The sequence below is a fragment of the Streptomyces sp. NPDC102514 genome (assembly GCF_055584525.1).
The window spans coordinates 257919-284860 of record NZ_JBVJLW010000005.1 but is presented as its reverse complement, the minus strand read 5'-3'; the positions used below and the strand labels follow the sequence as shown (position 1 = coordinate 284860).

Below are 26942 nucleotides of genomic sequence, written 5' to 3'. Positions count from 1 at the left end.
GCATGGGGGCTCCGCCCCCTCGCCCCCTTTGTCCTCAAACGCCGGACGGGCTGAAACGCTTTCAGCCAGTCCGGCGTTTGAGGACGAGCGCGTCAGCGCGATACGGGGGGCGAGGGGGCGCAGCCCCCATACGTGGACGGGAACGGGTAGGGGCGGCGGGGGCGAAGAACTCCGGGGCGAGGCCCGCCGGTGAGGCGCCTCAAGGCGGCGGCAACCCGCGGCCCCCTCCTGCGCTGGACCGTCCTGGCCACCGCGGTGGCCGCCTGGCAACTCACCACCCGCACCCACCCCACCGTCTATTTCCCGCCACCCACCGACATCGCCCGCCACACCCACACCCTGTGGTTCTCGGGCCCGCCCACCCACGCCTTCCTCACCCCCGCCGCCACCGAGAACATCCTCCCCAGCCTCACCCGCATGACCACCGGCTTCGCCCTCGCCGCGATCGCCGGTATCGCCCTCGGTACGGCCCTGGGCCGCTCCCGCCGGGCCCACGCCCTGTGCAACCCGGTCCTGCAGTTCGCCCGGGCCGTCCCACCCCCGGCCCTGGTGCCCGTCTTCGTCGTGCTCCTCGACTTCGGCACCCGGATGCAGGTCGCGTCGATCGTCTTCAGCGCCGTCTGGCCCGTCCTGATCAACACCGCGGAGGGCGTCCGCAACACCGACCCCCTGCGCGTCGAAGTGGCCGCGGTACTGCGGCTGACCAAGGCCGAACGGCTCCGGTTCCTCTTCCTGCCCTCGGCGCTGCCCCGCATCTTCGCCGGCCTGCGTCTGAGTCTTTCGCTCTGCCTCGTCCTCATGGTCTTCTCGGAGCTGCTGCCCGGCACGGCCAACGGCATCGGCTTCACCCTCACCGACGCCCAGTCACGCTCGGACCTGCTCACGGTCTGGGCCGCGCTGGTGCTGCTCGGCGCACTCGGATACGTACTCAACACCGGTCTGCTGGCGGTCGAGAAGCGACTGCTGGGCAGAGGGAACAGGTGACAGGACCGCATGCTGCGTCTCGACTCGCTCGGCCAGGGATACGGCGATCACCCCGTCCTGCACGACATCACCCTCACCGTGCCCGACGGCCAACTCCTGTGCGTCGTCGGGCCGTCCGGCTGCGGCAAGTCGACACTGCTGCGGACCGTCGCCGGGCTGCTCCCGGTCCAGCAGGGGAGCGTCTCCGTCGACGGGACGCCCGTCAGCGGTGTCCCCGACCGGCTGGCCGTCGTCTTCCAGGACTACGGACGGTCGCTCTACCCCTGGCTCTCGGTCCGCGAGAACGTCGCGCTTCCCCTGCGGCGGCGGGGACTCGGGCGCGCGGAGCGGCGGGAGGATGCCGAGCGGATGCTGGAACGGGTGGGGCTCCGCGGGGCGGGGCGGCGGTATCCCTGGCAGCTGTCCGGCGGTATGCAGCAGCGGGTCGCCATCGCGCGTGCGCTGGTCTGCCGGCCGTCGCTGCTGCTCATGGACGAGCCCTTCGGGTCCCTCGACGCGCAGACCCGGGAGGATCTGGAGGATCTGCTCCTTGAGGTCCATGAGTCCGAGGGGGCGACGATCGTGTTCGTCACGCATGACATCGACGAGAGTGTGTACGTGGGGGATCGGGTGGTGGTGCTGTCCGCCGGGCCCGGGTCGCGGGTGATCCTCGATCTGCCGGTCGCGCTCCCGGGCAAACGCGACCAGATCGCTACGCGGGGCTTGCCGGAGTTCGTGGCGCTGCGCGCAGAGGTAGGCAGAGCGGTCCGCTCCTGACCCCACCTTTTTCTCGCCCCCGCCGCCCCTACCCGTTCCCGTACCTGTGTCCTCAAACGCCGGACGGGCTGAAAGATGTCCGCCGGTCCGGGGACATCTCAGCCCGTCCGGCGTTTGAGGACCGGGGGTTCGGGGGCGGAGCCCCTGAGTCAGGTACGGGACGGGTAGGGGCGGCGGGGGCGAAAAAAGGCCCCACCCCTTCCCCCGCAGGCACCCCTTCACTCATCCGTTCACGCGATGGTGCGATCATCCACCCCCGCACGGATGCCCCCGAACAACCCCGGGTAGGCCCGGCTCATGACGCAGCCGTTCGAACTCCCCCACTTCTACACGCCGTACCCCGCACGGCTGAACCCGCACGTCGAAGAGGCCCGCACCCACACCACCCACTGGGCCCGCGGCATGGGCATGCTGGAGGGCTCCGGCATCTGGGAGCAGGCCGACCTCGACGCCCACGACTACGGACTGCTGTGCGCGTACACGCATCCCGAGTGCGACGGCCCCGCCCTCTCCCTCATCACCGACTGGTACGTGTGGGTCTTCTTCTTCGACGACCATTTCCTGGAGACCTTCAAGCGCAGCCAGGACCGCACGGGCGGCAAGGCCTACCTGGACCGCCTGCCGCTCTTCATGCCGCTCGACCTCGCGACCGCCGTGCCCGAGCCGCAGAACCCGGTCGAGGCGGGCCTCGCCGACCTGTGGGCCCGTACGGTCCCCTCGATGTCCATGGGCTGGCGCAGGCGCTTCGCCGAGTCCACCGAGCATCTGCTCAACGAGTCGATGTGGGAGCTGTCCAACATCAACGAAGGGCGGATCGCGAACCCCGTCGAGTACATCGAGATGCGCCGCAAGGTGGGCGGCGCCCCCTGGTCGGCGGGGCTCGTGGAGTACGCGACGGCGGAGGTCCCCGACCAGGTCGCCCGCTCCCGGCCGATGCGCGTGCTGATGGAGACCTTCTCCGACGCGGTCCATCTGCGCAACGACCTCTTCTCTTACCAGCGGGAGGTCGAGGAGGAGGGTGAGCTGAGCAACGGCGTGCTCGTCCTGGAGACGTTCTTCGGGTGTACGACGCAGCAGGCCGCCGACACCGTCAACGACGTCCTGTCCTCACGCCTCTACCAGTTCGACCACACGGCGCTCACCGAAGTGCCCGCGCTGGCCCTGGAGAAGGGCCTCACGCCGGACGAGGTACGGGCCGTCGCCGCGTACACGCGGGGGCTGCAGGACTGGCAGGCGGGCGGCCACGAGTGGCACATGCGGTCCAGCCGGTACATGAACGAGGGGGCGCTCAAGTCCTCGCCGCTGGACGGCCTCACCGGCCCCGGCACCTCCGCGGCCGACGTCGGCGCGCTGCTCGCCGCGGCCGGCGCGGACCGGCTGCGCGCGTACACGCACGTGCCGTACCAGAAGGTCGGCCCCTCGCTGCTCCCCGATTTCTACATGCCGTTCCAGGTCCGGCTCAACGCCGGCCTGGAGGGGGCCCGGCGGCGCATCACCCCGTGGGCGCACGACATGGGCATCCTCCAGGAGGGCATCTGGGACGAGGACAAACTCGCCGCCTACGACCTGCCGCTGTGCTCGGCGGGCCTCGATCCCGACGGCACCCCCGAGGCGCTGGACCTCAGCGTGCAGTGGCTCGTGTGGGGGACGTACGGCGACGACTACTACCCGATGGTGTTCGGGAACCGCAGGGATCTGGCCGCCGCGAAACTGTGCACGGCGCGGCTGTCGGCCTGCATGCCGCTCGGGGGCGAGGAGATCCCGCCCCCGGCCAACGCGATGGAGCGCGGACTCGCCGATCTCTGGCTGCGGACCACCGCCGCGATGACGCCGGACGCGCGCCGCACCATGCGGGCCTCGGTGGAGGTCATGACGGAGAGCTGGGTGTGGGAACTGAACAACCAGCTGCAGAACCGCATCCCCGACCCCGTCGACTACCTGGAGATGCGCCGCGCGACCTTCGGCTCCGACCTCACCATGAGCCTGTGCCGGCTGGGCCACGGCCCCGCGGTGCCGCCGGAGGTCTACCGCAGCGGCCCCGTCCGGGCACTGGAGAACGCGGCGATCGACTACGGGATGCTCATCAACGACGTCTTCTCGTACCAGAAGGAGATCGAGTACGAGGGCGAGGTGCACAACCTCATCCTCGTCGTGCAGAACTTCTTCGGCTGCGACTACCCGAAGGCGCTCGGCATCGTCCATGACCTCATGACCCAGCGCATGCGGCAGTTCGAGCATGTCGCCGCCCACGAGTTCCCCGTCCTGTACGAGGACTTCGGCCTCTCGGGCGAGGCCCGCGGGATCATGGAGGGCTATGTAGTGGAGCTGCAGAACTGGATGGCCGGCATCCTGAAGTGGCACTACGACTGCGGGCGTTACGGAGCCGCCGACCTGGCCCGCCGGGCCCACGGCTTCGTGCCGGGGCAGCTCCCGGAGCTGCCGTTCGGCAGTGTCTGGCGGACCGCCACGGCCACCGCCCTCTGACTCCGGGCGGGGGAGGCGCGAGCGCTGTCACCCGTTCGGGGATCGTCGCGAGCAGGTGCGAAGGGTAGGGCTCCGGCCGGAGGCGATCCATGGAACAGACAGTGCTGCGTCCCAAGCCGATGCCAGGTCAGGATCCGGGAGGTCAGGAACCGGGCGGCGGCGACCGCCCGTCCGGTCCGGGCCGTCGTCCGCACGCCGCACGGCGGCGCGGGCGACGGCTCACGACCCTGTTGTTCAGCCTGTTCGTCGGGACGGTCCTCGTGCTGTCGGGGGTCGGGCTCGGCACGATGGGCGCCACGGTGATCGGCATGAGCAGGCTCGCCGAGTTCCAGAAGCGGGCGGGCGCGCAGCAGGCGTCCGCCGCGTCCGAGGCGGCCGGTCGTACCGGGTCCGGTCCGGGCGCCGGGAGTCCGGCCGCGCTCGCGAAGCCGTCCGAGCGGTCGGCAGAGCGGTCGACCCTCGGTGTGGAGGCCGTCGACGCGTCAGGCGGCCCCGGCGCGCTCCTGGTCGGCGTGCACGCCCCCGGGCCCGGCCACACCGCGGGGCTCGTACGGGGTGACGTCCTGCTCGCCCTCGGCACGACCCGCGTCGACTCCGCCGCCGACCTCGCACGGGCCGTCGCCGCCGCCCGCCCCGGGGAGAAGATCGGACTCACCCTGCGGCACGCGGGCGGCGGCTACCAGAAGGTGTCGGTGACCCCGGGCGTCGTCACCTGACAGGCGCCACCGGGAGCGTCCCTTACCCGGCGACCCTGAAGTGGCTCGTCAACCGCCCCTCGTCGTCGAGCACATGAAAGGCGAAGCCGGGAGGCGCGTCCCGGTCCGCCGCGCCCTCGCCCTCCCAGGGCAGCCGCAGCGTCCAGGTCACCCCGGGCCCCACGACCAGCGGCCGGCCGGCGAACACCGTGGCCGCGGGCGTGTGGGCGTGACCCGTGATGATCCCGGCCACCCCGCTCCGGCGTTCCAGGAGGGCAGCCAGCCGCTCGGGGCCGCGCAGCCGGTAGGCGTCCGGCAGGGGGTGGTGCAGCGCCACGGGCGGGTGGTGGAAGGCGAGCAGCGCGGGCACCGAACCGTCCACCTCGTCGAGCGTCTCCTCGATCCAGGCGTACGTCTCGTCGTCCAGCTCCCCCTCGTCGCTGCCCGGCACGCTGGAGTCGCACATCAGGACGGCCGCGCCGTCGAGCACCCGCACGCTGTTCACCGGCCCCTCGGCCCCCGATGCGCCCGCCGCCGGTTCGCCGAGCAGTGCCTTGCGGTAGGGGCCGCGGCTGTCGTGGTTGCCCGGGCAGGTCAGCACCGGGAAGGGCGTGGCCGGGTCGTTCAGCCCGAGGAGACGCGCCGCCTCCTCGTACTCGGCCTCCGTCCCGTGGTCCGCGATGTCCCCGGTGACCAGCAGGGCGTCCACCCGCCCCGGCAGCTCCCACAGCAGGTCCCGCACCCGTTCGGCGCGCTCCGTCGCCCGTCGGGTCCCGTCCAGATGCAGGTCGCTGATGTGCGCCAGCACGAGCATGCTTCCGCCGCCTCCCCTGAATGCCTCAACTAATGGCTTTCCGTAATCCAAGCATTAGTTCTAATGGTTGGGCAATGGGCTGCCGTTAACGGGAAATGCGTTGCCGCGCCTCTCGCGCGGGGCCACGATGGGCCCATGTTCAGCACCCTTCTCGCCTTCCTGGGCGCCTGCACCCTGATCGCCGCCTCACCCGGCCCGAGCACCGTGCTGATCATCAGGCAGTCGCTGCGGAGCAGGCGTTCGGGATTCCTGACGGTGCTCGGCAACGAGACCGGCGTCTTCACCTGGGGCGTCGTCGCCGCGTTCGGCCTGACCGCGCTGCTCACCGCCTCCGAAGTGGCGTACGACGTGATGCGCGTCGTCGGAGCCGTCGTGCTCGTCGTCTTCGGCGTACAGACGCTGTGGCGGGCGCGGCACACCCGGGGCGGCATGGACGACGGCGGGACCCAGGAGGAGGCAGGGAGCGGCTGGGCCTCCTACCGGACCGGGCTGCTGATCAACCTCGCCAACCCCAAGGCGGCCATCTTCGCGATGTCCTTCCTCCCGCAGTTCGTCCCGAAGGGCGCCCCGCATCTGCCCACCATGCTCGGGCTCGCCGCCCTCTGGGCGGTCTACGAGGTCGGCTACTACAGCGTCTACGTGTGGTTCGTGGGGCGGATGAGGACCGTGCTGTCCCGGGCCGGTGTGCGGCGCAGGCTGGAGCAGGTCTCCGGCGGGGTTCTGCTGCTCCTCGGCGTCAGGCTGGCCCTGGACAACTGACGCCTTCGAAAGAAGCACCCCCGACCGGCTCGCGTCACCCCCGCCGTCCGGGCAGGATGCTGCCCGTGGCCCCTTTCCACCCGCGGCTCACCCCGCACCCCGCCCAGGGGACCGACCCACGGAGGACCGGATGACCGGCACACCCGAGCCCTTCACCACCGACGACTACCGGGCCCGGATGGAACGCGCCGCACGGGCCGCCGACGCGGCGGGGCTCGCCGGGGTGCTCGTCGCGCCCGGACCCGACCTCGTCTGGCTCACCGGCTACGCGCCGCCCGCCGCCACCGAGCGGCTCACCCTGCTGGTACTGGCCGCGGGGCAGGACCCCGTGCTCGTCGTGCCCACGCTGGAGGCCCCGGACGCCGAGAAGGCGGTGGGCGCGCCCGCCCTGAAACTGCGCGACTGGACCGACGGCAAGGACCCGTACACCACCACGGCCCCGCTCCTGGACGCCTCGGGCCGCTTCGGCGTCAGCGACAACGCCTGGGCACTGCACCTGCTGGGCCTCCAGAAGGAGCTGCCCGGCACGTCGTACGTCTCCCTCAGCGAGGGACTGCCGATGCTCCGGGCCGTCAAGGACGGCGCCGAACTGGACCGGCTGGCCGCCGCGGGCGCCGCCGCCGACGCCACGTACGAGGAGATCCTGAAGGTCGCCTTCGCGGGGCGCCGCGAGTCGGACGTCGCGGGCGACCTCGCCGATCTGTTGCGGCACTTCGGGCACGAGCAGGTGGACTTCACGGTCGTCGGGTCCGGGCCGAACGGCGCCAACCCGCACCACGAGGCCGGCTCCCGTGTCATCGAGCACGGCGACACGGTCGTCCTCGACTTCGGCGGACTGAAGCACGGCTACGGCTCCGACACCTCCCGTACGGTGCACGTCGGCGAGCCGGGCGTCGAGGAACAGCGGGTCCACGACGTCGTCCGCGCCGCCCAGCAGGCCGCGTTCGAGGCCGTACGGCCAGGGATCGCCTGCCAGGACGTCGACCGGGTCGCCCGTGCCCACATCACCGAGGCCGGGTACGGCGACCGCTTCATCCATCGCACCGGGCACGGCATCGGCGTCACCACCCACGAGCCGCCGTACATGATCGAGGGCGAGGAACAGCCCCTGGTGCCCGGCATGTGTTTCTCCGTCGAGCCCGGCGTCTATCTGCCGGGCCGCTTCGGGGTACGCATCGAGGACATCGTGACGGTCACCGAGGACGGCGGACGCCGTCTCAACGACACTCCCCGGGAGATGGCCGTCGTGAACTGACCACACCCGGCGGGCGCCGGACAGCGGCTCCCGCACCCCGTACTCCCCGACGGCGGACGGCGCGACCATGACCCAGGCAGCGACACCCACCGCGGACACCGTGCGACGCGTCGTCCGCTCCCTGCTCCAGGACTCCCCGCTCCACGACTCCCCGTTCCCGGACCCCCCGCCCCCGGACGGCGGCGGGCTCCGGATCGCGCCCGTCGCCGAGGGCGGCGAGCACTCCACCTGGTTCGTGGGCGCTCGGCATGTGCTGCGGCTCGCCCCGGACCGCGAGGCGTCCCGGCGCCAGCGGCGCGAACTGCGACTGCGCGAACTGGTACGCCCCCACATCGGCGTCGCCGTCCCGGTGAGCGTCGCCCACGGCGAATGGGCGAGCGGACTGACGTACACGTTCGACACGCTGATCCCCGGCGGATCCGGTGAGCGGCGGGACGTCTCCGCGGTGGGGGAGGCCGATCTGGCGGGCCTGCTCAGCGGACTGCGCGAGGTGCCGGGGCACCAGGCCGAGTCGCTCGGTGTGCCCCGCGCGACGCCCCGGTCCCTCGAAACGCTGCGGACCGCGGCCGAGCGGGCCGCCGAACGGCTCGCCGCCGCCGACGAGTTCGACGCCGCACGGCTGCAGCAGCTCACCGCGGGCGGGGTCGCGCAGCTCGCGGCGCAGCCGGGTGCGGCCTTCCTCGTCCATCACGACCTCAAGGGCGAGCACCTCGTGGTCAGTGGTGACGGGCGGGTCCGCGGTGTCCTGGACTGGACGGACGCGGCTGTCGGCGACCCCACGGAGGACATCGCGGGGCTCGCGGTGGCCGTGGGCGCGCCTGCGGCTGTCCGCGCGGCGACCCTGGCGGGGTATGGGGCGCGGCCGTGTCTGCGCGGCCTGTGGCTCGCGCGCTGCGACACGCTGACGCGGCTCGCGGCCGGGCTCCGTGACGGCTCCGACGGCTCGCTGCCGTTGCTGCGCGTGCAGCTCGCGCACGCGTGGGAGGCGATCCTGCTGGAACGCCTCACGGAGGACACGTGGTGATCCGCCTGCGGCCCCGGTGGGGGCGGGCCGCGCAGTTCCCCGCGCCCCTAAAAGACTGCGCAGTTCCCCGCGCCCCTAGGAGGGGCTGCGCCCCATCAGGGGCGCGGGGAACTGCGCAGTCTTTTGCCTTGAGGCGCACAGGGACGCGGCGCTCAACCCCCGGCTTTCAGGGGCGCGGGGAACTGCGCGAACGGCCCCCACCGGGGCCGCACCCGGGTTCAGCCCTGCAGCAGCACCACGCACGACTCCCCAGGTACCCCCAACAGCCCGTCCCCGCCGGGGACATCCACCGGCTCCCACGCGGCGAGCACCCGCGCGGGCCGCGTCCCCAGCGGAATGCTCACCCGCTCGGACCCGAAGTTCACGACCACCCGGACGTCACCCCGCCGGAAGGCGAGCCACCGCGCACTCTCGTCGAACGCGACCTTGACGTCCGCGAGATCGGGATCGGTGAGGTCGGCCTGGGTGTGCCGCAGAGCGATCAGCTCCCGATACCAGGCGAGCACCCGCGCGTGCACCCCCTTCTCCGGCTCGGACCAGTCGAGGCAGGACCGTTCACGCGTGGCGGGGTCCTGCGGATCCGGAATGTCCTCCTCGGCCCACCCGTGGGACCCGAACTCCCGCCGCCTGCCCCGCCGCACGGCGTCCGCGAGCTCGGGGTCCGTGTGGTCCGTGAAGAACTGCCAGGGCGTCCCCGCGGCCCACTCCTCGCCCATGAACAGCATCGGCGTGAACGGCCCGGTGAGTGTCAGGGCCGCCGCGCAGGCCAGCAGTCCGGGGGAGAGGGAGGCGGCGAGCCGGTCGCCCAGGGCACGGTTGCCGATCTGGTCGTGGGTCTGCGAGTAACCGAGCAGCCGGTGCCCCGCGACCCGCGTGCGGTCGAGCGGACGCCCGTGCCGCCGCCCCCGGAAACTTGAGTACGTGCCGTCGTGGAAGTAGCCCGCCGTGAGCGTCTTCGCCACCGCCGCGAGCGGGGCCCGGCCGAAGTCCGCGTAGTAGCCCTGCGCCTCACCGGTCAGCGCGGTGTGCAGCGCGTGGTGGAAGTCGTCGTTCCACTGGGCGTGCAGCCCGAGCCCGTTCTCCTTGCGGGGCGTGATCAGCCGCGGGTCGCCCAGATCCGACTCGGCGACGAGGAACAGCGGCCGGCCCAGGTCCCCGGAGAGCCCGTCGACGGCCGCCGACAGCTCCTCCAGGAAGTGGCACGCGCGCGTGTCGTACAGCGCGTGCACCGCGTCCAGGCGCAGCCCGTCGAACCGGTAGTCGCGCAGCCAGGAGAGCGCGCTGCCCAGCAGGAACGCGCGCACCTCGTCCGAACCGGGCGCGTCCAGGTTCACGGCCGAACCCCAGGGGGTGTGGTGCGTGTCCGTGAAGTACGGCCCGAAGACGGGCAGATAGTTGCCGGAAGGACCCAGGTGGTTGTGCACGACGTCCAGGACGACCCCGAGCCCCAGCTCGTGCGCCCGGTCGACGAAACGCTTCAGCGCCTCGGGGCCGCCGTACGGCTCGTGCACGGCCCACAGCGACACCCCCTCGTACCCCCAGCCGTGCTGCCCGGGGAACGGGCACAGCGGCATCAACTCGACGTGCGTCACACCCAGTTCCACCAGATGCCCGAGCCGCTCGGCCGCCGCGTCCAGCGTGCCCTCACGGGTGTACGTGCCCACGTGCAGCTCGTACAGCACGGCGCCCGGCAGCCCGCGCCCCGCCCAGTCCGCGCGCCAGGCGTACCGCTCCTGGTCGACGACCGCGCTCAGGCCGTCCGGTCCGTCCGGCTGCCGGTACGACCGTGGATCCGGCAGCACCGGACCGTCGTCCACCGCGAACCCGTACCGCGTGCCGTCCTGCGCCTCGGCCTCGCCCGTCCACCACCCCGGGCGCTGCGGATCGGGCTCCAACGCGCGCGTGGAGCCCGCGCAGTGGAGCGTCATGCGATCGGCCTGTGGTGCCCACACCTCGAACTGCACGGACGGTTCTCCCTCGTCTGCTCACCGTGACCTCGCCGGTCCCATGGTGCGTCAAACGAGATCAATTCACCTTCGGATCCCCTCGATCGGGCGACGCGAAACGGCCGTACCCGAAGTGCGCACTCCCCTGAAGTGCTCTGTTTTCTGGACACTCCGGCCGCGCTGCCAGACAATCGGCAGCGTGACGTCGTCCTCGGAGTTCCACACCTATCCCGCTCCCGCGCGGCTGTCGGACGTCGAGCGGGACAGGACGCTGAAGGCCCTGCGGGAGGGTGCCGTACTGGGAAGGCTCTCGCACGACACGTTCCTCCTGCGGATGGAACTCGCGTTCGCGGCCCGCACCTCGGACGAACTCGCCGCGCTCACTGCCGATCTGCGCACCGAGAGCCGCTGGTCGCGCCTGTTGTTCGGCACGGTCGAGGCGGTCTCCGGATTCTCCGTGCGACTGCGCAGAGCCTGGCAGGCCGAGCGGCTTCCCAAGCTGCTGCTGCCCCGGCCGGAGAGCCGGTACCCGCTGCGGATAGGCCGTGACCCGGCCAGCGGTCTGCGACTCAGCCACGAGACGGTGTCGCGGGTGCACGCCGAACTCACCCGCCAGGGCGGTCTGTGGGTGCTGCGCGACCTCGGCTCGACCAACGGCACGGCCGTGAACGGGCGGCGGGTGATCGGCGCGGCCGTCGTCCAGGTCGGCGACCAGGTCAGCTTCGGCCGGATGGTCTTCCGGCTCGCGGCGGATTAGGCCTACGGGCCCAGGGCGGCCCAAGTCCAAGTCCAAGTCCAGGCTCCGGGCCCGGCGGGCGGAAGCGCCGCTTCCGCCGAGACCGGCCCGAAGAAGCCCGACCGGTGTGCATATTTCTATCCGCACCGACTGTTGACGTACCTCCGCCGCCGTGACTCACTGTGTGTACACCATGCACACCAAGTGAACCGGTGGTAACTCGTTGCGGAGGTAAGACCCTGCCGCCACTCCTCCGCTACCCCACCGTCGACGAACTGGGCATCCGGGCCGCCGCGCTGGTCGACCGCCGCCCGCGGGACGCCCGGCTGCGCCAGGTGGGCACCTCCCGGGCCGGACTTCCGCTGCGGCTGCTGTCCGTCGGCCACGGCAGCCGCCACGTCCTCGTCGTCGCCGGCCCCCACGCCAACGAACCGGTCGGCGGCGCCACCGTGCTGCGCCTGGCCGAACGGGCCCTGGCCGACCCCCGGCTGTGCGACGGCGCCGACGTGACCTGGAACCTCCTGCTGTGCCTGGACCCCGACGGCTCCCGCCGCAACGAGGGCTGGCTGGCGGGCCCGTACACACTGGGCCACCACTTCCGGAACTTCTTCCGCCCCGGCTTCATGGAACAGCCGGAGTGGCTGCCCGACGGAGCCGCGGGGGCCGCGCTGCCGGAGACCCGCGCCCTGCTCGCCCTCCAGGACGAGCTGCGGCCCTTCTTCCAGTGCTCCCTGCACGGCGTCGACGTGGGCGGCGGCTTCGTCGAGCTGACCCGCGACCTGCCCGGCATGGCACCCCGGCTCGCGCACATCGCGACACGCCTGGCCATCCCGCTCGAACTCGCCCCGTACGACACGCTGTACTGGCCCGTCCTGGGCCCGGCGGTCTACCGCATCCCGCCCCCGACGCGCGGCGACCTCGCCGCGGCCATCACGGAGGCGGCCGTCGAGTCCACCTGGTTCCACCCGCAGCCGTACGGGACGGTGACCGCGGTCGTCGAGGCGCCCATGTGGGGCGTGGCGGCCGTACAGGACCCCTCCGCGTCCGCCGACAGCGAGAGCGCGCTGAGGGACGTCGCCCGGACCCTGCGCCACGACACGGCCCTCCTCCAGGAACTGCTGGCCCGGATCCGCCCCCACCTGAACACGGTGGGAGGCGGGGACGTCGACCGGCTCCTCGCGCCCGTCGACGACTACGTACTGGTCTGCCCCGGCCTCGCCGACTCCTGGGACCCCGACACGGGCCCGAACACGGACGCCGCGGGCGCCGTCCGCCCGCTGCCGCCGCTCACCACGTCCGGGCTGACCACGCTGCGCATCTCCGCCCGCCGGATAGCGCTGCGCACGGCGGGTCTGCTGCACCAGCTGGCGACCGCCGCCGGAGCGGACCCGTACGGCGCGGCGGACGACCTCGACCGGCTCATCGACGACTGGTGCGCGGACTACCACGACGGCCACGGGGCGCGCTGGATCCCGGTCGCGCGGCAGTCCGAGTACCAGGCGCGGGTGGTGCTCGCCGCGTTCGACCTGGCCCGGCAGCGAGGTCCCGTACGGGGTCCGGGGACGCGTGCGCCCGGCAGGTCCGCGACACGCGCCGAGGTGCCGTTCGAGTGAGTCGGGGTGGGCCGGGAGGCCCCGCGTGCCGATGCACAGGCAATGACGAACAACCAGAAAGCGACCGCGACGGTACGGGCCTTCCTGCTGGCCGCCTGCGCACTCCTCGTGGCGGGGCCGGTGCCGGCCCGGGCGGCTGCGCTCCCTCAGGCGCCCTCGGGCGACTGGCTCTATGTGACGGTCGCCCGCGGCGAACCCCGCTCCGGCGACCTCCGCGGCACGCTCCTGCTCTGCGATCCGCCCCGGGGACACGAGCAGGCCGTGCGCGCCTGCGAGGAACTGCGGGCCGCGCACGGCGACGTCGGCCGCATCCCGCTCAAGGAGACCTTCTGCACGATGGTGTACGCGCCGGTGTCCGTCTCCGCGCGCGGCGAGTGGGGCGGCCGGGCGGTCACGTACAAGGAGACGTTCGCCAACTCCTGTGTGATGGCGGCGCGGACGGGAGCGGTGTTCGCCCTGCCGCGCTGACACGGCCACCGGGACCGGGACCGGGACCGTGGCCGCGACCGGAGGAGCCTCACGGTGCCGCGTCCCGGGCGTGGCGTGCCGCGGCCACCACCGTGCGGCTCTGGAGCTCGACCTGCTGCTCCAGAGGCACCCAGCGTGCCCGGAAGCGCCGGGCGAAGGCCTCGCTCCAGGACCCCACGAGGTGTTCCAGGGCGGGCGCGGCACGGTCGTCGGCCTCCCGCAGCACCCGCAGGAGCATCGCCGCGGCCCGCAGCGGGAGCCGTCGGCCGAACGCGTCCACGCTGCCCACGTGCGCCATGGTGGTGTCCGCGGGCGGCGGCCGGACCCAGTCGACGGCCAGCCCGGGAACCAGCTCCAGCGCCCACCCGGCGGCCCGCAGCAGCGGCCCCGCGGGGCCCGGCAGACGCGGCAGCGCGTCGGTGAGGACGCTCTCGACCTGCCGGGCGTCCTGAAGGAGCCGGCGTGCCAGGCGGCCCATCGCCGCCGCGGGCGCGGGATGCGGAGTGGGATCGTCCACCAGGTCGCTCGCCCACATCGGGACCTCGACGACCGCGGTCAGACCGCCGTACAGATGGGCGCGGTACCAGGTGCTCTCCCGGGCGTCGTCCGGCATGCTCAGATACGCCGGATCCGTGCCGGGCGCGGGCATCACATGCACCCCGGGTCCGGAGGCCGGCCAGCCGGCGGCGTCCGAGGCGCCCGTCTCGACCGGGATGTTCAGCTCCGCAGCGGACTTGCCGAACGGCTCGGCCAGGCCCGGGATGTCCTTGGTGAGCTGCACCCAGCTGCCGCCGAGGTCGGTGCCGTGGAGCGTCACCTGGAGGTAGGGGCGCAGCTCGTCGATGACCCGGAAGAGGGCCAGGGTCTCGGGCGGCAGCCGGTCGGGCGGCAGCACCGAGGGCGACCACTCGGGCTGCTCGGGCCCGGCGGGGCGGAAGAAGCCGAGGTGGTAGTCGAGCAGGGTGCGCGGCGCCGGGGTCACATGGAGGCCGGCGCCGTCGGGGTCCGCGCAGAGCAGGAAGTGCCAGGAGGTGTCGTCCCGCAGCCGCCGCTCCCGCACGACGCGTTCGGCCAGCGCCAGCACGGTGGCACCGCCGACGGGCTCGTTCGCGTGGGCGCCCGCGACGATCAGCACCGCGCGCTCGGCGTGGCCCACGGACAGCAGACACAGCGGCCGGCCGGCGCGTGAGGCGCCGATCCGCCGGAGGGAGCACAGGCCCGGCCGACGGGCCGCCAGAGCCCGGGCGGAGCGTTCGAGTTCGGTCACACTGGGGTAGCGCAGCTCCGGCAGGAGACTCACCCCCGACTTGGTCCGCCCGGCGTCGCAATCCGCAGTACTCCACGGACTGGATGAACTGTCAAGTACGTCGAGGGGCGCCTCCGGGGAGCGCCCAGCAGCACTTACGGGTGTCCGGGGCGCCGATGTCACTCCGTACGGCGGACACGGCCGCGTCGGCGCCCCGGCGCCGCCCGTCAGCCGGCGGGCGCCGGATCGTCTCCCACCCGCTCCAGCAGCACCACGGGCAACCGTCCGAAAAGCGCCTCCACGCGTGCGTGCCCCGTGAACTCCCGTCCTGGGGCGAGCAGATCGGTCCAGCGCCCGGCGGGCAGCGGCAGTTCGGTGTCGCGCCAGCCGCCCTCCTCCTCCAGGCGCAGCGACAGCCGGGAGACGGCCGTGACCACCTCCGAGGAGCGCGCGAAGGCCAGACAGTGCGCGGCCCCCGGGCCCCGGGCGGGCAGCGGCTCGTACGCGGCGGACTCGCCGAACACCGCGGGCCGCCGCCGTCGCAGCCGCAGGGCCGCCGCTGTCAGCGCGGCCTTCTCGGCGGAGAGGGCGCCTGTGTCGTGCGGCGGGAAGTGCGCGGGCCGCCGGTTGTCCGGGTCCACCAGGGCCCGGTACTCGGCCTCCGTGCCCTGGTACAGGTCCGGCACCCCCGGCATCGTCAGCTGGACCAGGGCGGCCCCGAGGACGTTCGCCCGCACGTACGGCTCCAGGGACCTCCTGAACTCGGCGGCACTCTGTCCGGGCGCCCCGCACGGTCCCGCCTTCAGGAAGTCCGCCACGGCCTCCTCGTACGCGGGATCCTGCTCCGTCCACGCCGTGCCGAGTCCCGCCTCCCTGATGTGCTTCAGCAGTGCGTCCCGCAGCCGTTCACCGTCCGCGGGACCGAGCCCGACGGCGGTCTGCCAGGCGGCCCAGGCCACCTGCGGATCCGGCGCGGCCACCCCCTCGGCGGCCGTCCGCCCGGTCACCTCGGCGAGCAGGTCGGCCCAGCGCGAGGGGGCCTGCGTGAGCACGGAGATCGCGGCCCGTACGTCGGCGCTGCGCTTCGTGTCGTGCGTGGACAGCGCGGTGCCGGTCGCGGGCCAGTCGCGCTGCACGCGCGCGCAGTACGCGTGGAAGTCCTCCGGGGACACCGCGGGGGACCCCGGCTCGCCGCCCACCTCGGTGGCCGACAGCAGCGGTACGTACCGGTAGAACGCCGTGTCCTCCACGGACTTGGCCCGCAGCGCCGACGAGAGCTGCGCGAACCGGGCCCGGAACGCCGCGAACTCCGGGCCCTCGCCGACGCGCCCCAGCACCAGATCCCGTACGAGATCGACGGCCTGCGCCTCCTCGGGGATCTTGAAGGCCTGCTTCGCCTCCTGAGCGGCCTCCTCGGTGAGGACCGACGCGGCGTCCCCGGAGGTGTACGGCCGGTAGACCTCCAGCCGGACGAGGAGTTCACGCAGCGCGGTGCGCAGGGCCCAGGGGGCGCGGTCGCGCAGCACGGGGTCCGCGGACGTGCGGCACAGCCGGTCCGCCTCGCGGGTGAGCCGGTCGACCTCGGCGGCCAGCTCGTGATGGACCACCTTGTACGCGGCCCGCCGCACGGTCGCCTCCCAGACGCCCCCGCGGTCGGCCTGGGGTGCCGCGAACCGCCGGTACTGGCCGAGGAGTTCCCCTGCGCCCGCCGGGTCCGTGAGGACGCCGTCGATGTGCCGCAGCGCGTCGTAGCCGGTGGTGCCGGCGACCGGCCAGGCGGCGGGCAGCGGCTCGCCGTCCGCGAGGATCTTCTCCACCACCGTCCAGCGCCCGCCCGTCGCCCCGTGGAGACGCCGCAGATACGCGTCCGGGTCGGCGAGGCCGTCCGGGTGGTCGATGCGCAGCCCGTCGACGACCCCCTCGTCCAGCAGCTGGAGGATCTTGCCGTGGGTCGCGTCGAAGACCTCCGGGTCCTCGACCCGCACCCCGATCAGCTCCGAGATGCTGAAGAACCGCCGGTAGTTCAGCTCCGTACGGGCCAGGCGCCACCAGGCGAGCCGGTACCACTGGGCGTCCAGCAGCTCCGGCAGCGGCAGTTCCGCGGTGCCGGCCCGCAGCGGGAACGCGTGGTCGTGGTAGCGCAGGACGTTCCCGTCGACCACCAGGTCGCCCGTCACCGCGCCCACGGGCGCCCCGAGCACCGGCAGCAGGACGCGACCGCCCTGGGCGTCCCAGTCGATGTCGAACCAGCGCGCGTACGGCGAGTCGGGGCCCTCGCGCAGCACCTCCCGCAGGGGGCGGTTGTGGCGGGGGGACATCGCCATGTGGTTCGGCACGATGTCGAGGACGAGCCCCAGGCCGTGTTCGCGGGCGGTGCGCGACAGGGCCCGCAGGCCCGTCTCGCCGCCCAGTTCCTCACGGACGCGGGCGGGGTCCACGACGTCGTAGCCGTGCCCCGAGCCGGGGACGGACTCCAGGACGGGGGACAGGTGCAGATGGGAGACGCCCAGCCCGGCCAGGTACGGGACCGCTTGCGCGGCTGCGCGGAAATCGAAGTCCGGCTGGAGCTGGAGGCGGTAGGTGGCGGTCGGCACGACAGGAGTCATGGAACCGTATGTACCCGGCTCACGCCATTTCGTGTCACGTTCCCGTCTGCGGCCCCGGTGGGGGTGGCCCGCGCAGTTCCCCGCGCCCCTAGGAGGGGCTGCGCCCCATCAGGGGCGCGGGGAACTGCGCGAACGGCCCCCACCGGGCCCGCACCCGGAAACGGCGCATCCCGCGGAGCGCTACGCCGGTCGCTGCAGCACCACCATGCTCCGGTCGACCAGCGACAGCCGGTCACCCGCCTTCACCTTCGCCCCGGTCCCGGGCGCCACGCCCGCGGACCGGCCCGTGTCCACGACCACCTGCCACTGCCGCCCATGATTCACCGGCACCACGAACTCCAGCGTCTTCGGCGAGGCGTTGAACAGCATCAGGAACGAGTCGTCCGCGATGCGCTCCCCGCGGGGCCCCGGCTCGGAGATCGCGTTGCCGTTGAGGAACACCGACAGCGCCCGCGCCTGCGTGGAGTCCCAGTCGTCCTGGGTCATCTCCTCGCCGGCCGGTGTGAACCAGGCGATGTCCGACAGATCGTCGTGGGTGCCTTCCACGGGCCGCCCGTGGAAGAACCGGCGCCGCCGGAACACGGGATGCTCGCGCCGCAGCCGCACCATCGCGCGCGTGAACTCCAGCAGCTCGCTGCCGTCCTCGGGCCACGGCACCCAGGCCAGTTCCGTGTCCTGGCAGTACGCGTTGTTGTTGCCGCCCTGCGTGCGCGCGAACTCGTCGCCGTGGCTGAGCATCGGCACGCCCTGCGAGAGCAGCAGCGTCGCGGTGAAGTTGCGCATCTGGCGCCCGCGCAGTTCCAGGATGTCCGGGTCGTCGGTGTCGCCCTCGGCCCCGCAGTTCCACGAACGGTTGTGGCTCTCGCCGTCGTTGTTGTCCTCGCCGTTCGCGTCGTTGTGCTTCTCGTTGTACGACACCAGGTCGTGCATGGTGAAGCCGTCGTGGCAGGTGACGAAGTTGATGGAGGCCAGCGGGCGCCGCCCGTCGTCCTGGTAGAGGTCCGAGGACCCCGTCAGCCGGGACGCGAACTCGGCGAGCGTCTGCGGCTCGCCGCGCCACATGTCCCGTACGGTGTCGCGGTACTTTCCGTTCCACTCGGTCCACAGCGGCGGGAAGTTGCCCACCTGGTAGCCGCCCTCGCCGACGTCCCAGGGCTCGGCGATCAGTTTCACCTGGGAGACCACCGGGTCCTGCTGGACGAGGTCGAAGAACGACGACAGCCGGTCCACCTCGTGGAACTGCCGGGCCAGGGTGGCCGCCAGGTCGAAGCGGAACCCGTCGACGTGCATCTCGGTGACCCAGTACCGCAGCGAGTCCATGATCAGCTGGAGCACGTGCGGGGAGCGCATGAGCAGCGAGTTGCCCGTGCCCGTGGTGTCCATGTAGTAGGCGGGGTCGTCCGTCAGCCGGTAGTAGGAGGCGTTGTCGAGCCCCTTGAAGGACAGTGTCGGGCCCAGGTGGTTGCCCTCGGCGGTGTGGTTGTAGACCACGTCGAGGATGACCTCGATCCCCGCCTCGTGCAGCGCGCGGACGGCCGACTTGAACTCCAGGACCTGCTGTCCGCGGTCGCCCCAGGACGCGTACGCGTTGTGGGGGGCGAAGAAGCCGATCGTGTTGTAGCCCCAGTAGTTGTTGAGGCTCATGTCGACGAGTCGGTGGTCGTTCACGAACTGGTGAACGGGCATCAGTTCGAGGGCCGTGACACCCAGTTCGGTCAGGTGTTCGATGACGGCCGGGTGGGCGAGCGCCGCGTACGTGCCGCGCAGCTCGTCGGGCAGCCCCGGGTGCGTCATCGTGAGGCCCTTCACGTGGGCCTCGTACAGCACGGTGTGGTGGTACTCCGTGCGCGGGCGCCGGTCGTCGCCCCAGTCGAAGTACGGATTGACCACCACGGAGCTCATCGTGTGGGGTGCCGAGTCCAGGTCATTGCGCTTGCCGGGCGACGCGAAGTGGTAGCCGTACACCTCCTCGCCCCAGTCGATGCTGCCGCTTATGGCTTTCGCGTAGGGGTCGAGCAGCAGCTTCGCCGAATTGCAGCGCTGCCCCCGCTCCGGCTCGTAGGGACCGTGCACGCGGAAGCCGTACCGTTGTCCCGGCATCACGCCGGGCAGGTACGCGTGCCGGACGAACGCGTCGGTCTCGCGCAGCTCTATCGCCGTTTCCGAGCCGTCGTCGTGCAGCAGACACAGCTCGATCCGGTCCGCGGCCTCCGAGAAGACCGCGAAATTCGTTCCGGCGCCGTCGTACGTGGCACCGAGTGGGTACGCCTGTCCAGGCCAGACCTGCATGGATGCAACTCTTCCAGTTGTGCGACGTCGCAGAGGGCGACTCCCGCCCGAGTGTCCCCGAAACTGATGGAACCACCTAGGACTTACCTCCCTCTTACCGGTCGACCAGTGCATACGCGGTATGCCGAACCAGTGGGACTCGATCGACTCCTAGAGATACAGGGGGAGTAGGGGGAAATGTGCGCACAATAGTGCACCGCCATCTGGGCAAGGTGGTGGCGGGCGCGGCCATAGCGGTCGCCGGGACCGCCGTGATGGTCGGCATCACCCTGCCGGGCTCGGCGGGTGCGGACGACTCCGGCGGCCAGGGGACGGGCAGGACCGCGCAGACGGCGGGTCAGGCCCAGGAGCAGGGGCAGGGTCAGGGCGCCGTGCAGCCGGGCGTCGTCGAGCAGGCTCCGGCCGAGGGCGACCGGGGCAAGGGGCGCGACCCGCTCACCGACGACGAGACCGAGCGGGTCGAGAAGCTCGCCCTGGACCGCGGGCTCTCCCGCAGCAGCGAGAACGTCGCCGGCGACAGGGGGCCGCAGCGGATCACCGTCGACCTCTCCGAGCCCGAGGCGAGCGAACTGGACGACCCGAACGCGCCGCGCCGCGCCGAGGTGTCGTTCTACGACTACAAGGACGACTCGCTCGTCACCAGGACGGTGAACCTCGACACGGGCAAGGTCGAGTCGACCGACACCCAGCACGGCGTCCAGCCGCCGCTCAGCCGTGACGAGACCGTCGAGGCCGCGCGACTGCTGATCGCCGACCCGCTGGGCGCCGGACTGAGGGCCGACTACAAGGACGCGACCGGCAAGAAGCTGACCACTCCCGACCAGTTGATGCTCAACGGCATGGTCTTCCGGGCGGTCCCCGGAACGCCGGCCTCCGTCGCGGACTGCGGCAAGCACCGCTGCACGCGGCTCTTCGTGAAGGTCAAGAACGGGTCCTGGATCGACAGCCGTGACCTGGTGATCGACCTGAGCGCCCGCAAGGTCGCCAAGGTCGGCTGAGTCTCTTCGGTCCACCGGCCTCCGTCCATCGGTTCATCGGCCCCACTTCACCTTTCCCACTTTCCTGCTTGTGCAAGGGAGTCATTTCTTCATGCGCGTGAACAGAATCAGCCGCGCCCGCAGGCGGACGGCGGTCGGCCTCTCGGTGGTCGCCCTGGCCGCCGGCGTCACGACGGCCGCGGGACCGGCCGTCGCCGAGACCCGGACCGCCCCCGCGGCGGCTGCCGCCGCGGACTGCAGCGCGGCCTACAAGATCGAGCAGAAGCTCTCCACCGGCACCACCTGGACGATGTGCTGGCACTACGAGAGCGAGGCCGGGCTCGTCCTGGAGAACGTCTCGTACCAGCCCAAGGGCGAGGCCAAGCCGATACGGGTCCTCACCAGCGCCAAGCTCGCCCAGATCCACGTCCCCTACGACGACGGCTCGGTCGAGTACGACGACCTCACGGGCTTCGGCTTCGGACAGGGCCTGATGGAGATGGCCCCCGGCGAGTGCCCGGGCGGCACCATCAAGACCGTCAAGGTCCCGGACGCCTGGGACCCGGAGCACCCGAACGTCAAGGGCCTGTGCACGACGACGCGTTCGCGCGGCCACGCCTACCGCATGCAGGGCGACCAGGCGGGCAAGGTCTGGCAGCAGCAGGGCAAGGACCTGCTCGTCTACACGGTCAACCAGGTCGGCTGGTACGAGTACATGACCGAGTGGCGCTTCCAGGACGACGGCACGATCAACATGAACGTCGGCGCCACCGGCAGCCTCTCGCCCGGCGACTACGACGCCGGTGACGGCCGCGGCTGGCCGATAGGCAAGGGCGCCAAGTCGTACGCCACCAGCCACAGCCACAACGTCTTCTGGCGGCTCAACTTCGGCCTCGACGGCAACTCCAAGAACAAGGTCGAGCAGTACGACTCCGTGGTCAGCCCGCCGGCCGCGGGCGGCGAGGCCCCGCGCAACAAGACCACCCGCACCAAGGTCACCAAGGAACTCGCGGGCGACGCCAAGAACATGCGCTGGTGGCGTGTGGTCAGCACGACCGGAAAGAACAAGGACGAACACGCCCGTTCGTACGAGTTCGTCCCGGGCGCCACCTCCAAGTACCCGGGCCGCAGCTTCACCAAGCACGACATCTACTTCACCGAGTACAAGAAGTGCGAACAGTTCGCGAGCAACAACATCCGCAACTGCGGTACCGGAGGCGGCAAGTCCGTCGACAAGTGGGTCAACGGACAGACCCTCACCCACCCCGTGGCCTGGGTGAACGTCGGCTTCCACCATGTCGCCCGGGACGAGGACCAGCAGCCCATGCCGGTCCACTGGCAGGGCTTCTCGCTGGCCCCGCGGGACGTCACCGCTATGAATCCGCTCACTCCGCCGGAGCTGGCCGACCAGAACGGGCAAGTGGAACGCGGTAGTTGAGAAACGACCTGTCCATCCGGCTGCACCGCCGGCCGCTCCCGGAGTACCCTTCCTTGATCGTTGGCTGGGGGAGTGCTCGGGGGAGCGGAAGGCGGTGTGCGGGTGGGGTCCGGAGGGCTGGAGTTGCCCCCTGGTGACGGCGGTCACGAGGGGAGCTCCGCAGACGCCCCACCGGGAGCGGTGTCCCTCGCCCGGCCGATGGAGATCGGCGCGGAGCTGGACTGGGGCGCCGACGCCTGGGGCGAGGTGCGTACGCGCGCCCAGCGGGCCGGCCGGGCCTACATCTGGCTGAACCTCGTCGAACAGCGGCTGCGCGCGGTCGTGGCCGCTGTTCTGCGCCCGATCTACGAACCCGTGCACGGCGAGGACGACTGGGTGGTCGCCGCCGCCGGTCCCGCGGGGCAGGAATGGGTCCAGCGCGCCGTCGCCGTACGCGAAGTCAGCCGCCGCAAGGGCTACTTGCTCGACCCCGCCGACGACAACGTCCTGAGCTTCCTCACGCTGCCGCAGCTGCGCGAGCTGATGGTGCAGCACTGGCCGTGCTTCGAGCCGTACTTCGACGAGCGCCGGGACGTCGAACTCGCCCTGGACGAACTGGAAGTCACCCGTAACGTCGTCTCGCGCAACCGCGCGCTGTCCGAGGCCGTCCTTGCCCAGGCCGAGCGGGCCTCCGCGAAACTCCTGGAGATCCTCGGCGCGGGCAGCGACGTGCCGTCCGCCCGCCGGCTGCCCGTCGACGCCGTCGAGAACCTGGTCGGCGACCGGTACGCGGACGTGGTCGCCGTGCACTCGGACCGGGTACGGCTGCTGCGGCAGTTCCCCGCCGAGGACCTCTTCGGCGGCTCCCGGCGCCTGGACGCGATCGGGATCGGCCTGAACCTCCTCGTGCAGAACTTCTCCGGGCGGCGGCTCGTGCGGCTGGCCGAGTCCGGCTGCCGGACCCGGCTGCTGTTCCTGAACCCCGCGTCCAGCGCGGTGAAGCGACGCGAGCGCGAACTGGGCATAAAGCGGGGCGAGTTGAGCCGTTCCGTGGAGATGAACATCCTGCACATGCGGCGGGTGCGCGCCCGGCTGCGCGATCCCGGCGCCTTCGAGATCCAGGTCTACGACGAGACGCCCCGCTTCACGGCGTACCTCGTGGACGGGGACGGCTCGGACGGTGTCGCGGTCGTGCAGTCGTATCTGCGCCGCACCCGCGGGATGGAGGCGCCGGTACTCGTCCTGCGGGGCGGCGGTCGCGTACTGAAGCCGGACGAGGCAGGCGAAGAAGGTCTTTTCGGGACGTATCGCGAGGAGTTCGAGGTGGCCTGGGCGGATTCGCGTCCGGTGTCCTGACCTGCCCCGTTCCCCGGGTGACGCGGTGGCCGGTGATGTGGCTGCCGGTGGTGCGGCGGCCGGTGAGCGGAACGCGGCCCTCGGATTGTCAGTGGCCCATGGCATCGTGGAGATCACTGGGGGAACGCACCACGAAGAAGGGGGCCGGCATGGCTTGGCACGGGGAGCTGCTGATCGGCTTCGACCTGGAGACGACCGGGACCGATCCGCGCGAGGCGCGCATCGTCACCGGAGCGGTGATAGAGGTCCGCGGCGGGGAGCCCGCCGGGCACCGGGAGTGGATCGCCGACCCGGGGGTCGAGATCCCCGCGGACGCGGTGGCGGTGCACGGGATCAGTAACGAGAGAGCGGCGGCCGAGGGCAGGCCCGCCGACCAGGTGGCCGACGCGATCGCCTCGGTGCTCGTCTCGTACTGGCAGGCGGGCGTCCCGGTCGTGGCGTACAACGCGGCCTTCGACCTGACCCTGCTCTCCGCCGAACTGCGCAGACACGGACTGCCGTCACTGCGCGAGCGGCTCGGCGGGATCGACCCGGGGCCGGTCATCGACCCCTACACGATCGACCGCTCGGTGGACCGCTACCGCAGGGGCAAGCGGAATCTCGAAGCGGTCTGCGCGGAGTACGGCGTCTCGCTCGTCTCCGCCCACGACGCCACGGCGGACGCCCTGGCCGCGGCCCGGCTGGCCGCCGCGATAGCCGACCGCCACCCGAAGGTGGCCGCGCTCGGCCCCGCCGAACTGCACCGCCGCCAGATCGAGTGGTACGCGGAGTGGGCGGCGGACTTCCAGAGCTTCCTGCGCCGCAAGGGGGACGCGGAGGCCGTGGTGGACGGCGTCTGGCCCGTCCGGAACCTGACGGACCTGCGGGTCTGACCCGGGGTCAGCCGGCGCCGGGGCCGGCGATGCGCTCGACGCGCGGTCCGGCGAGCCGGGCGTAGTCGGCGCCGGAGACGACCAGGGAGCGGTCCAGACGGGCCGCGTTGAAGTAGAGGCGCGGCTGGGCCACGACGTCCGGGTCGGCGACGACTTCGAGGTCCGCGTCGAAGCTGAACGGCAGGACGCTGCCGGGCACGGAGCGGGCGAGCCGTTCCGCGGTGGCCGCGTCGCTGAACCCGGCGTAGCGGGCCGAGTAGAGCGCCTTGACCGCTTCCAGGTCCACGCGGCGGTCGCCGGGGACGACGGCGAGGACGTTGCGGGTGGTTTTCCGGTCGACCTTCACCCGCAGGACGATGCACTTCGCAGCCGCGGACTCCGGGTTGCCGCGCAGGGCGCTGACCGCCTCGGTGCTGCCTTCCGGCTCGTGGTCGATGAGCTCGTAGTCGACGGAGGCGCTGTCGAGAAGGGCGATCAGACGGTCGTAGGTGTCGTGGTTGTCGTGCTCGGACATGCGGGGTCCTCTGCGGGGCCCTGGCCGGGGCCGGAGTCGGGGTCAAGGTCGGGGTCGGTTCTGCTCTGCGGGTCCGCTGTGGCCGGCCGCGCAGTTCCCCGCGCCCCGGACGGGGCCCGTGGCGCCGCGGCCTTCGTCGCGCGGGCCCGGTGGGCGCGTTCTATCGCCTGGCCCCAGTACGTGCCGGCGACCAGGAGGGTCGCGCCCAGGGCCGTCAGGGGGGTGAAGTGGTCGCCGGCCAGGGCGATGCCCACCGCCGCGGCCCAGATCGGCTCGGTGCCCAGCAGGAGGCTGGCGCGGCTGGCCGAGGTGCGCTGGACGGCCCAGGTCTGCGCGAGGAAGGCGAACACGCTGCAGAACAGGGCGAGATAGAGCAGCTGGGCCCAGCCCGCCGCGCCCACGTGCACGAGGGCGGGCAGGTCGCCGGACGCGGGGATCAGGAACAGCACGGTGCCGACGAGGGTCTGCACGGTGGTCAGTCGCAGCGGCCGGACGGCACGTCCCACGGTGAGCCGGCCGACGAGCGCGACATGCCCGGCGCGTATCACCGCGGCGGCGAGCATCAGCAGGTCGCCGAGGCGGGGCGCGTGGAAACCGTTGCCCGACATGAGGAGACCGACGGCCAGCAGACAGACGCCTGCGGCCGCGTAGAAGGCCGGAGGGAGACCGCCGCTGCGGCCGGTGCGGTCCAGGAGAGGGGTGATCACGATGGTCAGGCTGATGATGAGTCCCGCGTTGGCGGCACTGGTGTGCGCGACGCCGTACGTCTCCACGACCAGGACGGCCGCCTGGGTGACGCCCAGGGGCAGACCGAGCCGGATCTCGTCGCGGGTCCACGGGCCCGACCTCCGGTCGGCGGCGACCAGGCCGAGACAGGCGAGGGCGGACAGGGCGTATCGCGCGAACAGCACCACCAGGACGGGCAGTACGGCGGTCGCCGTCTGGGCGGCCAGATAGCTGGAGCCCCAGACGAGAGCGACAAGGAGGAGTACCGCATCGGTACGGCGGGCATCGGGCACGCGCTCACCCTGCCCTGCCACGACTCTGAAGCACAGAGCCAACTTCTTAAACGATCCTTTAGCATCACTACATCGGGAGGGTCCCTGGCAGAGCAGGACAGAGGAGGGCTGAGGGCCATGGACGAGCGACAGCTGAGGATTCTGCGTGAGCTGGGCGAACTGGGCAGTGTCACCGCGGTCGCCGAGGCGCTGCTGGTGACGCCCTCGGCGATCTCCCAGCAACTGCGGCTGCTGCAACGCGCGATTCCCGTGCCGCTCACCGAGCGCCAGGGGCGGCGGCTCGCCCTCACCGATGCCGGACAGGCCCTGGCCGGCGCGGCGATCGAGGTGGAGACGGCACTGGAGCGTGCCCGGCACACCGTCGAGGAGTTCGTGGACCGGCCGGACGGGGAGGTGTCGGTGGCGGCCTTCCACAGCGGAGCCTCGGCGTTCTTCCCGCTGCTGCTGCGGGCGCTGGCCGCACCCGGCAGCCCTCGCCTCTCGCTCGCCGACGCGGACGTGACGCAGGACGACTTCCCGCCGCTGACCCGTGAGTACGACCTGGTGCTCGCCCACCGCCTCGAACACACCCCCGGCTGGCCGGGTACGGTCACCGCCACGACCCTGCTGCGCGAACCGCTCGACGTGGCCATGCCCGCCGATCATCCGCTGGCGGTCAAGCGGCGGCTCACCCCGCTCGACGTGGCCGACGAACCCTGGATCACCGCGCACGACGGCTTCCCGGTGGTCGCCACGATCGACGCGATCGCGACGGCCGCGGGGCGTCGGCTGCGGCTGGTCCACCGCATCAACGAGTTCGCCGTGGTCGCCGAGGCGGTCGCCGCGGGCGGGGGCCTCGCGCTGATGCCCCGCTGGACGATGCGCCCGCACCCGGCCCTGGTCCTCAAACCCCTCACCGGCGTCCGGGCCCGCCGCCAGATCGACGCCCTGCACCGCCCCGAACGCACGGCCCGCAAGGCGGTACGCACGGTTCTCACCGAACTGCACAGAGCGGCCGAAACGATCCGCACCCAGGCCTGAGAGCTCCGCCCCCGCCAGACCAAAAGACTGCGCAGTTCCCCGCGCCCCCAAAGGGCCAAAAGCAGGGGCGCAGCCCCGCTTTTAAGGGGCGC

The 26942-nt window shown here is 72.1% G+C and carries 22 protein-coding genes; 15 read left to right on the top strand and 7 right to left on the bottom strand.

Features of this window, described 5'->3' with window-relative positions:
* The first annotated feature begins 189 nt into the window (after nt 1-189).
* The 4 genes from ACZ60E_RS15695 (at nt 190) to ACZ60E_RS15680 (ending at nt 4940) form a co-directional block, all read left to right on the top strand.
* Nucleotides 190-984, top strand: coding sequence for an ABC transporter permease (locus ACZ60E_RS15695; protein ID WP_453795119.1), 795 nt, complete (start codon nt 190-192; stop codon nt 982-984).
* Nucleotides 985-993: 9 nt separating this feature from the next.
* Nucleotides 994-1740: an ABC transporter ATP-binding protein gene (locus ACZ60E_RS15690; RefSeq protein WP_469440866.1), complete on the top strand. Its 747-nt coding sequence runs from the start codon at nt 994-996 to the stop codon at nt 1738-1740.
* Between the two features lie 297 nt (nt 1741-2037).
* Nucleotides 2038-4224 carry a germacradienol/geosmin synthase Cyc2 gene (gene cyc2 / locus ACZ60E_RS15685; protein ID WP_469440863.1) on the top strand — a complete coding sequence of 729 codons (2187 nt, stop codon included), beginning with the start codon at nt 2038-2040 and terminating at the stop codon, nt 4222-4224.
* A gap of 89 nt (nt 4225-4313) precedes the next feature.
* Nucleotides 4314-4940, top strand: a complete 627-nt coding sequence (locus ACZ60E_RS15680; protein ID WP_469440859.1) for a PDZ domain-containing protein — start codon at nt 4314-4316, stop codon at nt 4938-4940.
* 22 nt (nt 4941-4962) lie between these two features.
* Here ACZ60E_RS15680 and ACZ60E_RS15675 read toward each other — a convergent pair whose 3' ends face one another.
* The gene (locus ACZ60E_RS15675) at nt 4963-5733 is read right to left on the bottom strand and encodes a phosphodiesterase (protein ID WP_384816540.1); all 771 of its coding nucleotides are present in this window, start codon (nt 5731-5733) and stop codon (nt 4963-4965) included.
* Between the two features lie 135 nt (nt 5734-5868).
* Between ACZ60E_RS15675 and ACZ60E_RS15670 the strand changes: the two genes are divergently transcribed.
* The 3 genes from ACZ60E_RS15670 (at nt 5869) to ACZ60E_RS15660 (ending at nt 8771) form a co-directional block, all read left to right on the top strand.
* Nucleotides 5869-6492, top strand: coding sequence for a LysE family translocator (locus ACZ60E_RS15670; protein ID WP_469440856.1), 624 nt, complete (start codon nt 5869-5871; stop codon nt 6490-6492).
* Between the two features lie 130 nt (nt 6493-6622).
* The gene (locus tag ACZ60E_RS15665) at nt 6623-7747 is read left to right on the top strand and encodes an aminopeptidase P family protein (RefSeq protein ID WP_469440854.1); all 1125 of its coding nucleotides are present in this window, start codon (nt 6623-6625) and stop codon (nt 7745-7747) included.
* Nucleotides 7748-7814: 67 nt separating this feature from the next.
* Nucleotides 7815-8771: an aminoglycoside phosphotransferase family protein gene (locus ACZ60E_RS15660; protein ID WP_469440853.1), complete on the top strand. Its 957-nt coding sequence runs from the start codon at nt 7815-7817 to the stop codon at nt 8769-8771.
* 218 nt (nt 8772-8989) lie between these two features.
* Here ACZ60E_RS15660 and treZ read toward each other — a convergent pair whose 3' ends face one another.
* Nucleotides 8990-10735: a malto-oligosyltrehalose trehalohydrolase gene (gene treZ / locus ACZ60E_RS15655; protein WP_469440851.1), complete on the bottom strand. Its 1746-nt coding sequence runs from the start codon at nt 10733-10735 to the stop codon at nt 8990-8992.
* Between the two features lie 181 nt (nt 10736-10916).
* Between treZ and ACZ60E_RS15650 the strand changes: the two genes are divergently transcribed.
* From ACZ60E_RS15650 to ACZ60E_RS15640, 3 genes are all read left to right on the top strand, one after another.
* A complete protein-coding gene (locus ACZ60E_RS15650; RefSeq protein ID WP_469440849.1) occupies nt 10917-11474 on the top strand; it encodes an FHA domain-containing protein in 558 nt (185 codons plus the stop codon).
* Between the two features lie 191 nt (nt 11475-11665).
* The gene (locus ACZ60E_RS15645; protein ID WP_469440847.1) at nt 11666-13066 is read left to right on the top strand and encodes a M14 family zinc carboxypeptidase; all 1401 of its coding nucleotides are present in this window, start codon (nt 11666-11668) and stop codon (nt 13064-13066) included.
* A gap of 42 nt (nt 13067-13108) precedes the next feature.
* Nucleotides 13109-13534 (top strand): SSI family serine proteinase inhibitor, encoded by a 426-nt coding sequence (locus tag ACZ60E_RS15640; RefSeq protein ID WP_469440846.1) that lies wholly within the window; start codon nt 13109-13111, stop codon nt 13532-13534.
* A 49-nt stretch (nt 13535-13583) separates the two neighbouring features.
* On the opposite strand, the gene ACZ60E_RS15635 is transcribed toward ACZ60E_RS15640, so the two are convergent.
* From ACZ60E_RS15635 to glgX, 3 genes are all read right to left on the bottom strand, one after another.
* Nucleotides 13584-14834: a M14 family zinc carboxypeptidase gene (locus tag ACZ60E_RS15635; protein ID WP_469440844.1), complete on the bottom strand. Its 1251-nt coding sequence runs from the start codon at nt 14832-14834 to the stop codon at nt 13584-13586.
* A gap of 173 nt (nt 14835-15007) precedes the next feature.
* Nucleotides 15008-17386: a malto-oligosyltrehalose synthase gene (gene treY / locus ACZ60E_RS15630; RefSeq protein WP_469440843.1), complete on the bottom strand. Its 2379-nt coding sequence runs from the start codon at nt 17384-17386 to the stop codon at nt 15008-15010.
* 180 nt (nt 17387-17566) lie between these two features.
* A complete protein-coding gene (gene glgX / locus ACZ60E_RS15625) occupies nt 17567-19675 on the bottom strand; it encodes a glycogen debranching protein GlgX (RefSeq protein ID WP_384799957.1) in 2109 nt (702 codons plus the stop codon).
* Between the two features lie 179 nt (nt 19676-19854).
* Between glgX and ACZ60E_RS15620 the strand changes: the two genes are divergently transcribed.
* The 4 genes from ACZ60E_RS15620 (at nt 19855) to ACZ60E_RS15605 (ending at nt 24297) form a co-directional block, all read left to right on the top strand.
* The gene (locus ACZ60E_RS15620; RefSeq protein WP_469440840.1) at nt 19855-20673 is read left to right on the top strand and encodes a Tat pathway signal sequence domain protein; all 819 of its coding nucleotides are present in this window, start codon (nt 19855-19857) and stop codon (nt 20671-20673) included.
* Between the two features lie 91 nt (nt 20674-20764).
* Nucleotides 20765-22090: a copper amine oxidase gene (locus ACZ60E_RS15615; RefSeq protein WP_384799953.1), complete on the top strand. Its 1326-nt coding sequence runs from the start codon at nt 20765-20767 to the stop codon at nt 22088-22090.
* Between the two features lie 102 nt (nt 22091-22192).
* A complete protein-coding gene (locus ACZ60E_RS15610; protein ID WP_384799950.1) occupies nt 22193-23425 on the top strand; it encodes an SAV2148 family HEPN domain-containing protein in 1233 nt (410 codons plus the stop codon).
* Nucleotides 23426-23574: 149 nt separating this feature from the next.
* Nucleotides 23575-24297: a 3'-5' exonuclease gene (locus ACZ60E_RS15605; protein WP_384799947.1), complete on the top strand. Its 723-nt coding sequence runs from the start codon at nt 23575-23577 to the stop codon at nt 24295-24297.
* Between the two features lie 7 nt (nt 24298-24304).
* Here the strand turns inward: ACZ60E_RS15605 and ACZ60E_RS15600 are convergent, their stop codons facing one another.
* Nucleotides 24305-24811 carry a YbaK/EbsC family protein gene (locus tag ACZ60E_RS15600; RefSeq protein WP_469440837.1) on the bottom strand — a complete coding sequence of 169 codons (507 nt, stop codon included), beginning with the start codon at nt 24809-24811 and terminating at the stop codon, nt 24305-24307.
* Complete coding sequence (locus ACZ60E_RS15595; RefSeq protein ID WP_469440835.1) at nt 24772-25830, bottom strand: DMT family transporter; 1059 nt, start codon at nt 25828-25830, stop codon at nt 24772-24774. The genes ACZ60E_RS15600 and ACZ60E_RS15595 overlap by 40 nt, the downstream gene beginning before the upstream one ends.
* A 117-nt stretch (nt 25831-25947) precedes the next feature.
* Here ACZ60E_RS15595 and ACZ60E_RS15590 point away from each other — a divergent pair, with 117 nt between their 5' ends.
* On the top strand, nt 25948-26850 hold the full coding sequence (locus ACZ60E_RS15590) for a LysR family transcriptional regulator (protein WP_384799938.1): 903 nt from the start codon (nt 25948-25950) through the stop codon (nt 26848-26850).
* Nucleotides 26851-26942: the final 92 nt, after the last annotated feature.

Bases quoted from the DNA above. Each gene is read 5' to 3' on its own strand.
- ACZ60E_RS15690 (WP_469440866.1), top strand. From the start codon at position 994: ATGCTGCGTCTCGACTCGCTCGGCCAGGGATACGGCGATCACCCCGTC.
- cyc2 (WP_469440863.1), top strand. From the start codon at position 2,038: ATGACGCAGCCGTTCGAACTCCCCCACTTCTACACGCCGTACCCCGCA.
- ACZ60E_RS15680 (WP_469440859.1), top strand. From the start codon at position 4,314: ATGGAACAGACAGTGCTGCGTCCCAAGCCGATGCCAGGTCAGGATCCG.
- ACZ60E_RS15675 (WP_384816540.1), bottom strand. From the start codon at position 5,733: ATGCTCGTGCTGGCGCACATCAGCGACCTGCATCTGGACGGGACCCGA.
- ACZ60E_RS15670 (WP_469440856.1), top strand. From the start codon at position 5,869: ATGTTCAGCACCCTTCTCGCCTTCCTGGGCGCCTGCACCCTGATCGCC.
- ACZ60E_RS15665 (WP_469440854.1), top strand. From the start codon at position 6,623: ATGACCGGCACACCCGAGCCCTTCACCACCGACGACTACCGGGCCCGG.
- ACZ60E_RS15660 (WP_469440853.1), top strand. From the start codon at position 7,815: ATGACCCAGGCAGCGACACCCACCGCGGACACCGTGCGACGCGTCGTC.
- ACZ60E_RS15640 (WP_469440846.1), top strand. From the start codon at position 13,109: ATGACGAACAACCAGAAAGCGACCGCGACGGTACGGGCCTTCCTGCTG.
- treY (WP_469440843.1), bottom strand. From the start codon at position 17,386: ATGACTCCTGTCGTGCCGACCGCCACCTACCGCCTCCAGCTCCAGCCG.
- glgX (WP_384799957.1), bottom strand. From the start codon at position 19,675: ATGCAGGTCTGGCCTGGACAGGCGTACCCACTCGGTGCCACGTACGAC.
- ACZ60E_RS15615 (WP_384799953.1), top strand. From the start codon at position 20,765: ATGCGCGTGAACAGAATCAGCCGCGCCCGCAGGCGGACGGCGGTCGGC.
- ACZ60E_RS15605 (WP_384799947.1), top strand. From the start codon at position 23,575: ATGGCTTGGCACGGGGAGCTGCTGATCGGCTTCGACCTGGAGACGACC.
- ACZ60E_RS15600 (WP_469440837.1), bottom strand. From the start codon at position 24,811: ATGTCCGAGCACGACAACCACGACACCTACGACCGTCTGATCGCCCTT.
- ACZ60E_RS15590 (WP_384799938.1), top strand. From the start codon at position 25,948: ATGGACGAGCGACAGCTGAGGATTCTGCGTGAGCTGGGCGAACTGGGC.